The sequence below is a fragment of the Paenibacillus lactis genome (assembly GCF_017873605.1).
GTDB classification, from domain to species: domain Bacteria; phylum Bacillota; class Bacilli; order Paenibacillales; family Paenibacillaceae; genus Paenibacillus_AQ; species Paenibacillus_AQ lactis.
Map to the genome: position 1 here is coordinate 19,857 of NZ_JAGGKI010000018.1, position 15,072 is coordinate 34,928.

Consider the following 15,072-nt stretch of genomic DNA (forward strand, 5'->3'; position numbering starts at 1 on the left):
GGATCGAAGCTCCTGTTCATTTGGCATATCGTCAGTCAGCGGTTGTTTTGGTTGATTCACAGCCGTTGTATGGGAAGAGGGTTTAAGTTTGCGACGGTACATTTTGTTACGAGGCTTTTTTTGATTCATTGGAATTTTCCACCTTCGTTTTCGGCTTGAATGACACGGCGAGCGCAACAGCCAACGTAAAAATCGTGAGAAAGGCAAGGAAGGCTGCCGAGTATCTTCCAAACACGAATTGTTCAATTTGTTTATCGATTATCGGAAGGAGTGTCAAAACGGAAAGCACAATCCCGGATGCGAACAGGAACCAGCGGCGGTGCATTCCTTTTTTGAAGCCTATTCCCTCGGCAATGATAAAAAAGAAGAGCGAGATGCGGATTAACGTACCGGATATCCACTGGTATAGAGCAAGGAAGTCAACATGTGTAATGTATTTCGTAATGGTGACGAGCATCCATTGCTCATATGCAGGATATCTGGATTGCATAGCCGGGATGGGGCCGAAGGCGGCAATAGCCCCCATTAAGGGGCCTAAGGTCAGACCCCCTAACAGTAAAGCCAGAATGACGACACTAAGATAATTCATCCTGCGCTTCATATGATGGGTTAAGTAGATTAATACGAACAGTTCCATAAAGCCGCCGGCAGCCACGATCATGCCGCGCAGCATCGGTTCAACCCCATCGACAAATAAGGGGGTCAGCAAAGAGTAGTCCTTGTATTGTAAATTGGAGATTGCAACGAAATGGCCAAGAAGCCAGACCACCGGGAGCAGAATGCCGGATATGATGGCTATGGAGCGAATGCCATTATTGGCGACGACAGCGCAGAGGAGGACGATAATCAAGGATACGACAATTTTGGGCGTTTGAGGCAAATACGTTACCTGAACCCAAGTCGTGGTTTCCCTTAATATCACCATGGACATCCACATGAAATAGAGCGCTGTAATGGCAGCGAACACGCCTCCCCCGATTTTGCCGAACCGCTCCCTAAACCAGTCGAATATCGACTGCTGGCCGGTCCGTTTCATAATGTAGTAGACGATATAAACCCATCCGACATGCAGAATCGCGGTTAACAAGGTACCAAACCATGCATCTCGATTGGAGAGTTGCAGGATCAGAGGGATCAGGATGACATGATTGGTGATCCCTAGTGAGAGGAGCATGATGAAATATACGTTGATTAAGGAAATTTTTTTATTCATAGGCATCAAAAAGTCTCCATCTGTAAGGAATGCATGCTAATCCATTACAGTGAGTATTCACCAATCAGGCCGGATTTTATGTAATATTAGCCTGACTCACCGTCATACAAGTGAGAGAACACCCCAAAAAGTGAAGCGAAGCTTTGAAGCGGATGCCGAATACTTTTCGGGGTCCCCGATACCACATTGGGGAAATGCTACGAAGGCATGCACTGGGCTAACACTGGTTTTCGGCCGCAGATGGAGCACAGGCGGTAGGGGAGAGGCTGTGTCGAATGCATGAAGTTTTTGCGATTACCCAAGAAATAATCATAATCTTGATCATCGTGGCAACCCTATAATGGCATTACAATCGAGCGTATACCGTGTGGCCTTGTCCGGATCCAAACGATGGACAATCATGTCCTCTAGCCTTTCAAGGAAAGGGGAGAGAAGCAACCTTGCTTAAAGGAGACGGTTTATGGAGCAAGGACGAATGATGGGAAGGAGAACCATGTTTCTCTCTTAAAACTAGCAAGAGGTTAAATTGGAGAGCTAATTTAATTAATGCTATTAATTGATATGGTCTCATATTAGTTAATGTCATTAACTAATGATAATTAATGTGATTAATTAAAAAAAAATCATGATATGAATTGAAGTTGTAGTTAATTGCATTAATAATTTGAATCCAAGATGTAGGTCCGCATTGTCTGAGCGAGGTAAGTTCTTGATATGAAAAAAAGAAGCAGCGGTTATCTTTCTTGCTTTGAGGCCGCTGCTTCTTCTGGTTTGCAGATTTTTTGAGGCTTATTTACTCTTCTTCAAGCCGTAGCTTTCGCGAATCAGGGAGAAATAGTGGTCTGCACGGACGACTTCGAATTCTTCCCCTAAAGCTTCCGTTAACTTGACGGCATCGGACGGTGTCATGCTCCAGGCGAGCAGACCGAGGGAGACGAACAGCGGCGATTTTCCGTCCCAATTCGCTTTAGCCTCCTGAAGGACCTGCAGGCCGTCTTGCGCCGTACTGATGCCGCGAATCGTCGAAACCGGAAGACTATCATTCACGATTTCAACACCATACTTATCTTCATAGCTGATAAAGAGACCCGGAACCTCGTATTCTTCCTCATAGGCAGAAGCTTTGAACGGCGTGAGCGGCACATTTTGGCTATCCACCCGGTTCAGCACATAAGGGATCGTCATCCCGGTCTTCTTAAGGTAATGCTGAGTCTGCTTCAGGAACTCGCCGAAGCTGGCGTCCGGCCATGCATTCGGGTAGAAGTATCCTGCTCCGGAAGGTCCGGCAATCAACAGGTCGTTCTCCGTTGCGGTGTTCAGATAGTAGTTCAGAATAGCAGGCGCGCCTTCGTGGAGAAGGGGACTGGAGGTCCAGTTGAGCGGCACCTTACCCCGTGCCGGATCATCCCACATCACCCGCATCCGATGCTGGTTGTACTGGAAGTTATCGCCTTCCGTAAAGGTATAGGTCACATAGATTTTGTTCTCGAGGGCCGGACGAGGCGACTTCTTGGCAGGCGCGTATTTTGGCTTCGTGCCTGAGAAGACGGTCAGGTTGCTAAACCAATCTGCCGCAAGCACATAGACGCCGTAGCGGGATGCGATTTCCACGGAGCTGAACTCACCTTCCACGTCATTGCTGAACCAGCCCAGGTAAGGCGTGCCCGGCTCAACGTCCGACATGATCTTCTCGAACAGGGCAAGCTGTTCAGGTACATTGGAGTCAAGCCAGAACACCATCGCTCGATTCGCGACGGCATAGTCCCTCAAGTAGGCATAGGGCTCCCGCTGCTCTGCCGACAGCGGCTTGATGTTGCCCGCAGAGACCTTATATTGGTTCCACATGTCCACCTCTGCGGTTAGCTGCTTCGTACCGGCAGGCGGCGTAAATTCATACACGAAATAGTTCCCGTTATCAGCAAAGCGGTGTCCGCCTTGACCTTCCAAAAACTTCGAATTTTGCCGATCATAGAGGTAGGCCTCTTCTTCGGGACTGCCTGCAATGAAGCTCGCGATCGTCTGTCCGTCTGCCTTGACCGTTACTTCGTGAATGGCCGGTCCCCAGCCGTCCTGCGGAAAAGCGTCGTCGAAGCGAAGATAAACCGCTGATTTACCGAGCAAAGGCGTAAGGTCCAGGCTGTATACATCCCGGTTGCTTGCGTCACGGATCTGCTCTTTCTCCTCCGCAATCGTAACGAAGGATTCAGGAAGGCCAGGCGGAATGCGAATCGCAGTATCCGGTGCGAGTCCGACTAACATCTGATGCGTCGTTTGATCCCACAGCTGCTCATACTGCCAGTTATAGGCTTCCATCCGGCTGTTGAATTTCCCCCGCAGATCCTCCAGAACATTCAAATGGTAAGGTGCGGCGGACAATTTCTCGGCCAGTTCCGGACTTGCAACGACCGCATCCTTGAGACCAGCCAGCGTCGTTGCCACATTGATGGTATCCGGGACGTCCGGATCATAAATGATCATGCCGGCTGCCTCGCTGCGATAAAGATCGAATACTTTCCAGTAATCCTCATGGAGCGTATAAGGCACTGCCAGATCCTCCAGCCAGGTCGTCTTCCCCTCCTCATCGGACTCGATCAAATAAATGCGGGGAAGCTCACGGTTAACGATCCCTTGTAGAGTTCCAAGCAGTAGCTTCACATCGCCGGGGGCGTCGTAAATATCGGCCGCGTCCAGATGCTTTGGCTTCTTGAAGCTTGGAAGCTCGCGATGTTTCGTGATTTCCGGTTTGGCTGCCGGCACTTTGGATTCCGATGCGAAAGCGAACCCGGTAGATAAAGTGAATGAGCAGATGATCGCTAAACAAATAATCGAGAATTTACGGGCCATAGGTTACACTCCTTGTCATTCATGTAAGGGGATCGGAGTGAGTGTGTCGTATCGTCATCATATCCCTCCTTTGCGATTAGCTTTCCATCTATTTGACACATCACCACCCAACACATATTAAATATATACAACAATATTTTTACAAGGGGTTCGACAAAACTTCCTGAAATTCTTGCAGATTAGCCACTTTTTTCGGTTCGTATCATGCTGAACCTATGGGATATGCACTCGATATACGCTTGTTTATTGCGCAGGGTTGTGTAAGGATATATTATATATTACAAATATCATGAATGAATTGGTGATGAGATTAGAATGAGTGTAAATGATCGTATTCCGCTATACCAGCAAATCCAGGATTATATTAAACAGGTCATCGCAACCGAAAATATGAAGCCCGGAGACCGCATTCCGACCGAGAAGGAGCTGATGGATCAGTTTCGGGTCAGCAAAATTACGGTAGCCAATGCTTTGACGGGGTTAGCTAACGAAAAAATCATATCAAGGGTTCCGGGCAAAGGCAGCTTTGTGGCCAAGGGGGCAGAAACGGCCCTTGCGCCTTTTTCCGGGGAACCGGCGGCGAGAGCAAACGAGATATCGGAGGCTGTGGGCTTAATCGGCGTGATTATGCCTAGCATCCATGATTATTTTGCGATTCGGCTCGTTGAAGGGATCGAGCGCGCGCTGATGAATGAAGGATACCGCAGCATGATTATATTGACCCACGGCAAGCTTGAAAAAGAACAGGAAGCGATCAAAGAGCTGAAGTCGCTCGGGGCCGAGGGTTTGCTGATTTTTCCCATCGATGAGGAAAATTACAACGAGGAAATCCTCGGGATGAAGCTGGCGGGCTTCCCGTTCGTACTGATCGACCGATACCTGCCAGGGGTGGAGACCCACTATATTGCCGCGGATGGCCGAAAGGGGACGCGGCTTGCTGTCGAGCATTTATGGGAGCTCGGGCACCGCAACATTGCGATCTGCTCGGATTCTCCGCTTCAGACGGTTACGGTTCAAGAGCGTATAGAAGGGTATATCGAAGCGTTAAAAGACAAGGGAGCGCTGATCAATCCGGCGCATATGATCACCGACTTCAAGCCTCTCAACGAGCTGAAAGACGCCGAAGCCCACCCGCTTTACCGGTATATCCGGAACCGGATGGTTACCGCCTATATTTCGCTGAACGGAAGACTGGGTGTGCAAATTTATCAGATGGCCCGGCAGGCAGGCCTTCGGGTGCCGGAAGATGTATCGATCGTAAGCTTTGACGACCCTACGTCCATCGTGGACGAGTTCAGCATATTCACCCATGTGAAACAATTCGAGCGTGATATGGGTTACCGGGCGGCTATGAAACTGCTCGATGTGGTCCGAAACCGCGAAGAAGTAAAGCATTACAGCAAAATGATCATCGACCCCGAGCTTGTTGTCCGGCAAACCTCGGGCCCTGTTCCGAACACTTGACCAAATGCAGCGAGAAATAGAGTGAACGACCACGAAAAAGGCCAGCCAGAAGATTCATTTTAAGTCTGGTAATGCGTAAAAACCTTCTCCCCAGGCAGGGCGAAGGTTTTTTTGCGTTATCTTGCGGGGACGTGTTCAGCACAAACAGGCATGAAACATTATGCCTCTTGAACACAGATCGTGAACTGACGGAACGCGGCTGTTATCGAGGAGTCATAAATCATTATTCAAACAAAAACATATTGAATATATTAATATTATATATTATATTCTAGAAAATGATGTAAGCGATGTTTGAAGCTAAGACGTATTAGCGGACTATAAGATGGGCGAGGAGGGAATTGTTCGTGCAAAGAGACCGATCGCAAGAACGAACCGGATTTCAGGAATCAGCGCCGTATCATCCCGATTACGATCTGCAGACGGATTTTGTCATGGTCTATGGTATTGACGATACGATGCCGGAGCGCATCCGACAGTGGAAGGAGCAAGGGTATATCGTACACCTGATGACAGGTGTGGCTTGGGGGAAATACAACAGTTATCTGGACGGCCAGGTGGATGGGGAGCCGCATTGGGATGAAGCCCAGACGGATCGCCGCGGAGAGTTGATCCTCCACGGGACGAAGCCCGTCATTCCTTATATGGTGCCGACCATTTCATTCGGCCGGTATCTTGGGGAGCGCATTCGGATCGCCGTTGACGCCGGCGTGGAGGCGATTCATTTGGAGGAGCCGGAATTTTGGGTGAACGGGGGATACTCGGAAGCGTTTAAGCGGGAGTGGCAGCTGTATTACAAGGAGCCGTGGATCTCGCCGCATGCATCCGCCGACGCACAATTCCGCGCATCCAAATTGAAAGCGTATTTGTATACGCGGGTGCTGGACCGGTTATGCGGGGAGATGAAGGACTATGCATTGAAGCGTTATGGTCGCGTCCTTCGCTTCTATGTTCCGACACACAGCCTGATCAACTATACACAGTGGCGAATCGTCAGTCCGCAGTCGCGGTTAATCGAGCTTCCGGGCGTTGACGGCTACATCGCCCAAATCTGGACCGGAACTTCCCGGACACCGAACGTATACGAAGGGGTGCGTAAGGAACGAACGTTTGAAACCGCTTACCTTGAGTATGGCATTATGCAGGAGCTCGTGAGGGGAACGGACCGAAGAATGTGGTTCCTGCACGATCCGATTGAAGATAATCCGAACCATACCTGGGCGGATTATAAACAGAATTATTTGAAGACTGTAACCGCTTCGCTTCTACATCCAGGCGTTTCGCATTTTGAGGTTGCTCCATGGCCGCGCAGAATCTTTAAAGGGACCTATCCTGCCGAAGACGGGTCCGGCAAAGAATCGATACCGACGGCTTACGCGACCACGCTTCTCAATGTCATGCACACGCTTGGCAATATGGGGCACGATGATGTAAATGAGAGCGATGGAGAGCCCTTGCAGGTCGGCGTTTTGATTGCGGATTCGGCCATGTTCCAGCGGATGAAGCCGGAGGAAGGCGCGCCGGATGCCGGAAAGTATGACGGTACGGATCCGGAAGGCTTTCAGCAGGAAGGGGATACCGAGCTGCTGGATTTCTCCCCGTTCTACGGTCTTGCACTCCCGCTGCTGAAGCACGGTATACCCGTTCGACCGGTGCAGCTGGACAACGTAAGGCGGTACCCTGGGTATTTAGCGCCGTATCGGGTGCTCGTGCTGAGCTATGAGTTCATGAAGCCGGAATATCCGGACATCCACCATGCGATCGCCCAGTGGGTTCGGGAAGGCGGAGCTCTCATCTACGTAGGGGACGATTCCGATCCGTATCACGGCATTCGGCATTGGTGGAATGAGGGCGGCGATCATGGGCGTGCCTACGGATCTCCTCGCGCACATCTGTTCGAACAGCTGGGGGCGGTTGATTGGGGAGATATCGAATCGGGAGATGGTATCCGGCAGCTGGGTAAGGGAGCGGTCTGCTGGCTGCAGGCGGACCCGTCCGACCTGGCAAGGAGCAAATCCGGCGCGGATTGGCTGCGCCAGTCCGTCCAGAAGACGGTCACGCTTCTATCGGGCGATGATTCCTGTTGGAAGCCGAAGAATTACTACAAGATTAGACGGGGGCCATATTGGGTTGCCGCCGTTCTGGAGGAATCCATTAGCTCCGATCCGCTCGTGATCCGGGGACCGGTGGTCGATGTGTTCGATCCTCAGCTCGGCGTGCTGACAGAGGTGCGCTTGGATCCGGGGCAACAAGCACTGCTTTACGATGTGGAAGCCGGACGACCGCCCGAAGGCGAAGTCGCTGTCATCTCGGCTTCCTCCCGAGTAGAAGATTTGACCGGCGTGCCCGGCGGATTTCGCTTTATGGCTCGGGGCCCGGCCAATCTGAAGGCGACCGCCCGATTATATTGTCCGGTACAACCGGTCTCCGCAACGCAAGGCAGGACGGCTTCAATTGCCTGGGAATGGGATTCAGCCACACGCACCGTGCTCCTGCGTTACGAGCATGGCGCGAAGAACCGTTGCGAGATTCATGTCTATTGGGAGGAGCAAGAGCTGGGCACAAGCCAATGACGCTGCAGAAAGGAGAAATGGGAGCATGCCATACGAACCGATTAGGCTGGAGCGGTTAAAGCAAGTGCTAAACAAGCTCCGGGACGCTATTTATGAGCCGGTTGCGGAATTGGATGTAACGGCTTGGGTGACAACGGAGCCTGTGCGTTATGAGGAGCGAATGACGGGGAGGCCGTTTAAGCTGGCACGTGGAGAACGTTGGGGTGAGCTATGGGATTGTGCCTGGTTCCGATTCACAGGCCGTATTCCGTCCCGGACGATCGAACCGAAGAAGAAGCTCGTCCTCCTGATTGACGTAAACGGGGAGCTTTGCCTGGTAGACCGGGAAGGTTCACCATATCAAGGATTAACAACCGTCAACTCGGAATTCGATTTCACACTCGGTCTTCCGGGGAAACGAGTTGTCGAGCTTGAAGAGCCGTTCGTTCAAGGCGATCAGATTGAGGTGTGGGCCGATGCCGGCAATAACGACCTGTTCGGGAAATATCGCGGAGGGACTGTCAAAGAAGCGGTCCTTGCCATCTGCCATGAAGAGGTAAGGAGCTTGTATTACGACACCGAAGTGCTGCTGGAGACCGCGGAGCATCTACCGAGCGGCAGCGCCCGCAGGGAGCGCATCCTCCAAGCGCTTTATGACGCATCATTACAGCTTGCCTCTGCGTCTCCGGAACGCATTCAACATGCACGGCGTCTTCTCGAAGAACAGCTGATGCTGCGCGGGGGAGATTCGGTGCTGACGATCAGCGCTGTCGGGCATGCGCATATCGACCTGGCTTGGCTGTGGCCGCTCCGTGAAACGATCCGCAAGGGAGCCCGAACCTTTTCCACGGCGCTCCGCATGCTGGACCGATATCCCGATTACGTGTTCGGCGCCAGCCAGCCCCAGCTGTACGAATGGATGAAGCAGCATTATCCGAAGCTGTACGAACAGATTAAGACGAAGGTTCGTGAAGGCCGATGGGAGCCGCAGGGAGCCATGTGGGTCGAATCCGACACCAATGTCCCGGGTGGTGAATCCCTCGTTCGTCAACTCCTGTACGGCAAACGATATTTTATGCAGGAATTCGGCCTGGAGATGAAGTCGCTGTGGATGCCGGACGTCTTCGGCTATACGGCTAGCCTGCCGCAGCTGCTTCGCAAAGCAGGCGTCGATTACATGATGACCCAGAAGCTGTCCTGGAGCGAGTATAACCGCCATCCGCATCATTCCTTCTTATGGGAGGGCATCGACGGATCGAAGGTATTGACGCATATGCCGCCGGAGGATACGTACAACAGCCCGGCTGCCCCGCGGTCCATCGCCAAGATAGAACGGGAATATCTGGATAAGAACGTATCCGGCCATGCCCTGTTGCTGTTCGGCATTGGCGACGGCGGGGGAGGCCCCGGTGAGGAGCATCTCGAACGGCTGGTGCGGGAGAAGAATCTGCTGGGTCTTTCGCCGGTCGTGCAGGAGCCGTCCTGGCGATTCTTCGAACGGCTTGATGAGGAGAAGGAAAGGCTTCAGACCTGGCGGGGGGAGTTGTATCTTGAGAAGCATCAAGGGACGCTGACGAGCCAGGCGCGCAGCAAGCGGTATAACCGGATGATGGAAAAGGCGCTGCGGGAGCTGGAATTCGCTTCGGTCCTTGTATTCGCCGAGACGGGCAGAGCATACCCTGCTGACACGCTGGAGGCGATTTGGAAGGAAGTGCTTCTGTACCAGTTCCATGACATCCTTCCCGGCTCTTCGATCAAGCGCGTGTATGATGAATCCTTGCAGCGGTATGAAGCGCTTCTCGAACAAACGGAAGCCATGATTCGGGAAGCGTATACCGGGTTGGCCGGTCGGATAGCCGCAAATGACGAAGCGTGCAGGGCCGTCGTCTTTAATTCACTTCCGTGGAAGAGGGAGCAATGGATCGAGATCCGCGGCCGTTGGCAAAAGGTGCAGGTTCCGGCCATGGGCTATATCACCGTTGCCGTTCAGCCTGAGGCTGGCGAAAGTACCGATGCGAGTCCTGAGGAATCAAGCGCATCCGTTATGGAATCCGCTGCCGGATATGAAGAAGCCGTCCGGGTTTCCGTTAATGAACGAACGCTGGAGAACGACAAGCTGACCGTAACGTTTGATCCGGACGGAACCATCCGGTCGATTATCGATAAAGAGGCGGGCCGCGAGGTTATCCCGCCGGGGGAGGCTGGCAATCGGCTGCATGTGTATGAAGATGAAGGCGATGCGTGGGATTTCCGCCATGACTATGCCGCTACTGCCGGACAGCCGCTATCGCTGATGGATGTGCAACCTTATGATAGGGGGCCGATAAGCGGTTTGATCTTTCGCTATCGTTTCGGCGAATCCGAGCTGACGCAGACGGTTAAGCTTTCGGAAGGCAGCCGCCGGATCGATTTTGAGACGATCGTCGATTGGAGGGAGCGGGGGAAAATGCTGCGGACCTCCTTCCCGGTGAACGTGAGATCCGAGCATGTCACGTGTGAAATCCAATTTGGCAGCATCAGCCGCCCCACCCATCGCAATACGATGTGGGACTTCGCCAAAAACGAGATCTGCGCTCACCAGTGGATCGATATGTCCGAGCCGGATTACGGCGTTGCATTGCTGAACGACTGCAAGTACGGCCATCGGGCTTGCGGGAATGTGCTGGATCTGAACCTGCTGCGCAGCAGCTCCTATCCCGATCCGGATGCGGACGAGGCTGAGCATCGGTTCACCTACTCGTTATATCCGCATCTGGGCAACCATGTTCAAGCCGAGGTGTACAAAAGAGGGTATGAGCTGAACATCCCGCTCCGTATCGCGGAAGCTTCCGCCGATCCGGCGGCAACTTCTCGTAAGCAGCGGGAACCCAAATCGTTCCTAAGCTTGGGCCACCCGCATGTCATGGTGGAGTCCGTCAAGAAAGCCGAGGACGGGGACGATATCATCGTCCGGCTCTTCGAAACGTCAGGCACCCGCATCCAGACAAGGCTGCAGCTCGGATTTGCGGCTGAAGAGGCTTGGACAGCCGATCTGTTGGAACGAAGGCTCACCCGGGTGGATCTAGAGGACGGCGCACAAATTCCCCTCACCTTTGCGCCGTTCGAAATCATCACGCTGCGACTGAAGGCAGTAATAGCATCAAGCCGCCCATTATGTCATTAACGCATGAGCTCGTGAACGTATGCTGCCCATGAAGAGCATGAAGTTCATGAAGCGCATGGAGCGCATGAAGCGCATGAGCGTATGAAGCCCATGAAGCCCCTGGAGTCGATCCCTTTCGGATAGGTAATGGGGCTTCAAGGGTCAAGGACGGGAAAGGAGGTGTATACAAGATGAAAAATCGACTGGAAAACAGCCGATTATGGAAAAAAATATGGCAGCACAAGCTCTTTTATTTGTTCATGCTTCCGGGCATCGTTTGGTTTTTCCTGTTTTCCTATGTCCCGCTGTACGGAATCCAAGTGGCCTTCCGGGATTACACCTTCATCGGGGGCTTCACTGGGAGCCCCTGGGCCGGATTCAAGTATTTCGAGCAATTCTTCAACTATTATCAATCCGGGGACATCATTCGCAACACGGTCATCATCAGCCTGATGAAGCTGCTCATCGGATTTCCGATGCCGATCATCCTGGCCTTGCTGCTCAATGAGGTGCGGAAGATCAGGTTCAAGAAGACGATCCAGACCTTATCGTACCTGCCTTACTTCGTATCATGGATCGTCGTCGTGACCTTAATGCAGCGTCTCTTGACGCCATACGGCGGACCGGTGAATGATGTGCTGTCGATGCTGGGTGCCGATCCGATCCAATTCCTGAACAACCCGACATGGTTCTATCAGATGATTGTCGGCTCTGATATTTGGAAGAACATCGGCTGGAATTCCATTATATTCATGGCCGCGATTGCGGGCATCGACCAGCAGCTGTATGAAGCCGCAAAAATGGACGGTGCCGGACGCTTTCGCCAAATGTGGCATATTACCTTGCCTGGGATCCGAAACGTTGCGATCATTCTGTTTATCCTGGCGGTCGGAAACCTGATGAGCGCCGGATACGAGCAGCTCCTTCTATTAAATGGCCCTGCAACCGCGAGCATAGGCAGCGTGCTGGATGTACATGCCATCAACTCGGGGATCCGGGAAGGGCGGCTCAGCTATGCGGCTGCCGTCGGTTTGTTCCAGAGCATTATCGGTCTGATCCTGATTCTGACGGTCAACCGGATTGCCCGAAAAGTCAGCGACGTATCCCTGTTCTAAGGAGGTGACGATATGAAACGCAAGTGGTCCTTTTTTTCTATATTCAATTATGCGGTGCTCGCTCTGGTTGGCTTTGCCATGATCTATCCGTTCATTTACATTCTGGCTTATTCGTTGAATGACGGCAAAGATTCGATGATGGGCTCGATTTATTTCCTGCCGCGAAAATTCACGCTCGAGAATTACGCCCAGGTGTTTGACAACGCCCGAATCTGGCAGGCTTACCGGATCACCATTATGCGCACGCTGATCGGCACGTTCTTGCATGTCGTATTGTGCACGCTCATGGCGTATGCGCTGTCGAAAAAAACGCTGCCGGGACGGTCATTCTTTACGTTTTACATTTTTCTGCCGACCATCTTCAGCGCGGGATTCATTCCGTTCTTCATCACGCTGCAGAAGCTGCAGCTGATCAATACGTTCTGGGTGTATGTCCTGCCGATGCTGTATAACTTCATGCATATCGTCATTATCCGGACGTTCCTGCAAGGCATACCGGAAGAGCTTGAGGAGTCGGCGAAAATTGACGGTTACGGGGATTTTCAGATCTTCCTGCGGATCATCCTGCCGCTGTCCGGCCCTGTGCTCGCTACGATTTCGCTCTTTATCGGGGTCGCTCATTGGAATGACTGGTTCTCCGGGGCCTACTATGTCTCCAATAAAGAACTGATACCGGTACAGACGCTGCTCCAGGAAATGCTGACCGAAGCCGAAGCGCTCTCAAACTCCATGCAGCGGGCATCTCAGCAAGGCGGGCAGACGGTGGGCATGGCAAGCGGAGCGGGAGCAACACCCGAGTCGCTGCGGATGGCGCTTCTCGTCATTACGGTGTTCCCGATTCTGTGCATCTATCCGTTCCTGCAGCGGTATTTCGTAAAGGGGGTCATGATCGGTTCGGTGAAAGGTTAAGATTTGTTTCCTGCTCGTGATTACAAGCATGCAGCGTAGAATGCTCACGAAGTTGATATCCATATTCCAGGAGGCGATTGGATTGAAAAGGATTTGGTCGAAAGGCGCATCCATTTTGCTTATGTCCGCCATGGTTGGAGGATTACTGATCGGCTGCACGAACACACCAGGAACAGGCGACGGCGGTGAAGGCAAGGAAGGAGAGACATCATACAAGCTGAAAATACTGCACAACTGGAACGGCTCGAGCGGTTCGGATAACGGGATGACGCCGGTTGAGCAGGTGATTAAAGAGAAGACCGGCGTCACGCTGGAGTGGGAATATACGAAAGGCAGCGAGACGGAGAAGGTAAATCAGATTTTTGCGACGCAGAACCTGCCCGACATTTATACCGGGCCTGCATGGGGCGGCGAGCTTGACGGCATTATCAAAGCGGCCAAAGAGGGCCAGCTGGTGGATATCTCGGACAAGCTAAGCAACTATCCGAATCTGATGAAGTCGATTGCGCCGGAGAACGTGCCGCCGGCTTTATATGAGAAGGCGATCGATGCCTATGACGGCAAAAAGTATCTGCTGCTGCAAAACCAGCCGGCCACGAACGAGGATGGCATGGATTGGCTATACGGCTTCTATGTTCGCAAGGACATCGCCGAGAAGCTTGGAGTCGATCCTCAATCCGTGAAGACGAAGGAGGATTTCTATAATTTCCTGAAGAAGATCAAGGATGCCAATCTTCAGGAGAACGGGCAGCCCGTCTTTCCGCTCGGCGGGTTCAGCAACGGCTGGGCGGTCGGCATCGGCAACACGATGTTCTATTCGGGTGCCTCCTATGTCGATAAGGGCGACGGAACGGTAGAGCATAACTTTTTTACGAAAGGCTATGAGGAATACACGCTCTTCTACCGGAAGCTGATCGAGGAAGGGCTGCTGGATCCGGAGACGTTTACGCAGACGGACCCGATCGCCAAGGAGAAAATCAACCAAGGCCGCATCGCGATTCTGGCGGCGCATTATCCGGCCATTCTTGACGCCTCCAAGGAGTACGCATCCGCCCATCCGGGCAGCGAGTTCGTCCCGCTCGGTCCGTTGGAGCGCGCCGACGTTGAGCCGGACCGGCCGGTGGACCTGGCGATCCAGGGCAATAACGTGACGGCCATTACGAAGAACTGTAAGGGCGAATGCGTGGATGCAGCCCTGAAGTTCCTGGATTTCATGGCTTCGGATGAAGGCTTCATGCTTGCCAGATACGGCGTAGAGGGCGTTCATTGGGAGATGAAGGACGGCAAGCCGGTTGCCATTCAGGAATGGTTCGACAAGTTCAGCACGGATACGAATATGAAGCTCCGCAAAAACGAGGGCATCAGCATCGGATTGGAATCGCTTACCGGACTGGACCGGATCAATTCGGCCGCCGGCGGCGACATCTGGGCCGATCAGGAGCGGGTAGCCGCGATGGAAAACGCGCGAAAAATCCTTCGGCCAAACGGCATTCACGTGATCACGGCCTACAATCCGGGCGATGTGATCACGAAAGCGCCGGAGTGGGAAATGCTCAAGCCGTCGATGGACCGGATGGGCGATGCTTGGAAGGAAGCCGTGTTTGCCAAATCCGATGAAGCGGCGCTGAGCATCATTAACGAGCTTCGCGAACAGCTCCGTAATACCGGGTATGACCAGGCGATGAAGTTTACGAACGACAATCTGAAGGGGAAAGACATCGTTACGGTTCAAATGCCGAACTAGCCGCAGTTTTGGTACAAGCACTCATTTGCTAAATCTTTAGCGGTTGGACTCGAATACAAAAGGTTTGCGGGAGAATAAACAGGCTTCGC

General features: G+C 52.6%; 8 protein-coding genes. 6 read left to right on the forward strand and 2 right to left on the reverse strand.

Going from position 1 to position 15,072, the window contains the following annotated elements; translation table 11 throughout:
• Positions 1–106: 106 nt before the first annotated feature.
• Both J2Z18_RS24415 and J2Z18_RS24420 read right to left on the reverse strand, forming a co-directional pair.
• A complete protein-coding gene (locus J2Z18_RS24415) occupies positions 107–1,219 on the reverse strand; it encodes a GerAB/ArcD/ProY family transporter (protein WP_007131391.1) in 1,113 nt (370 codons plus the stop codon).
• 783 nt (positions 1,220–2,002) lie between these two features.
• Positions 2,003–4,057, reverse strand: a complete 2,055-nt coding sequence (locus tag J2Z18_RS24420; protein WP_007131392.1) for a GxGYxYP domain-containing protein — start codon at positions 4,055–4,057, stop codon at positions 2,003–2,005.
• A 315-nt stretch (positions 4,058–4,372) separates the two neighbouring features.
• Here J2Z18_RS24420 and J2Z18_RS24425 point away from each other — a divergent pair, with 315 nt between their 5' ends.
• From J2Z18_RS24425 to J2Z18_RS24450, 6 genes are all read left to right on the forward strand, one after another.
• Positions 4,373–5,521, forward strand: coding sequence for a GntR family transcriptional regulator (locus tag J2Z18_RS24425; RefSeq protein ID WP_007131393.1), 1,149 nt, complete (start codon positions 4,373–4,375; stop codon positions 5,519–5,521).
• A 347-nt stretch (positions 5,522–5,868) separates the two neighbouring features.
• Positions 5,869–8,094: a hypothetical protein gene (locus tag J2Z18_RS24430; RefSeq protein WP_028404291.1), complete on the forward strand. Its 2,226-nt coding sequence runs from the start codon at positions 5,869–5,871 to the stop codon at positions 8,092–8,094.
• A gap of 25 nt (positions 8,095–8,119) precedes the next feature.
• Positions 8,120–11,236 (forward strand): alpha-mannosidase, encoded by a 3,117-nt coding sequence (locus tag J2Z18_RS24435; RefSeq protein ID WP_034272513.1) that lies wholly within the window; start codon positions 8,120–8,122, stop codon positions 11,234–11,236.
• A 170-nt stretch (positions 11,237–11,406) separates the two neighbouring features.
• Entirely contained in the window at positions 11,407–12,330 is a 924-nt protein-coding gene (locus tag J2Z18_RS24440) for an ABC transporter permease (RefSeq protein ID WP_007131396.1), read from the forward strand.
• A 12-nt stretch (positions 12,331–12,342) separates the two neighbouring features.
• Positions 12,343–13,239 (forward strand): carbohydrate ABC transporter permease, encoded by an 897-nt coding sequence (locus J2Z18_RS24445; protein ID WP_028404292.1) that lies wholly within the window; start codon positions 12,343–12,345, stop codon positions 13,237–13,239.
• A gap of 82 nt (positions 13,240–13,321) precedes the next feature.
• Positions 13,322–14,983 (forward strand): extracellular solute-binding protein, encoded by a 1,662-nt coding sequence (locus tag J2Z18_RS24450; protein WP_210095492.1) that lies wholly within the window; start codon positions 13,322–13,324, stop codon positions 14,981–14,983.
• Positions 14,984–15,072: the final 89 nt, after the last annotated feature.

Coding starts and splice junctions, on each gene's coding strand:
- J2Z18_RS24415 (WP_007131391.1), bottom strand. CDS start 1,219: ATGCCTATGAATAAAAAAATTTCCTTAATCAACGTATATTTCATCATG.
- J2Z18_RS24420 (WP_007131392.1), bottom strand. CDS start 4,057: ATGGCCCGTAAATTCTCGATTATTTGTTTAGCGATCATCTGCTCATTC.
- J2Z18_RS24425 (WP_007131393.1), top strand. CDS start 4,373: ATGAGTGTAAATGATCGTATTCCGCTATACCAGCAAATCCAGGATTAT.
- J2Z18_RS24435 (WP_034272513.1), top strand. CDS start 8,120: ATGCCATACGAACCGATTAGGCTGGAGCGGTTAAAGCAAGTGCTAAAC.
- J2Z18_RS24440 (WP_007131396.1), top strand. CDS start 11,407: ATGAAAAATCGACTGGAAAACAGCCGATTATGGAAAAAAATATGGCAG.
- J2Z18_RS24445 (WP_028404292.1), top strand. CDS start 12,343: ATGAAACGCAAGTGGTCCTTTTTTTCTATATTCAATTATGCGGTGCTC.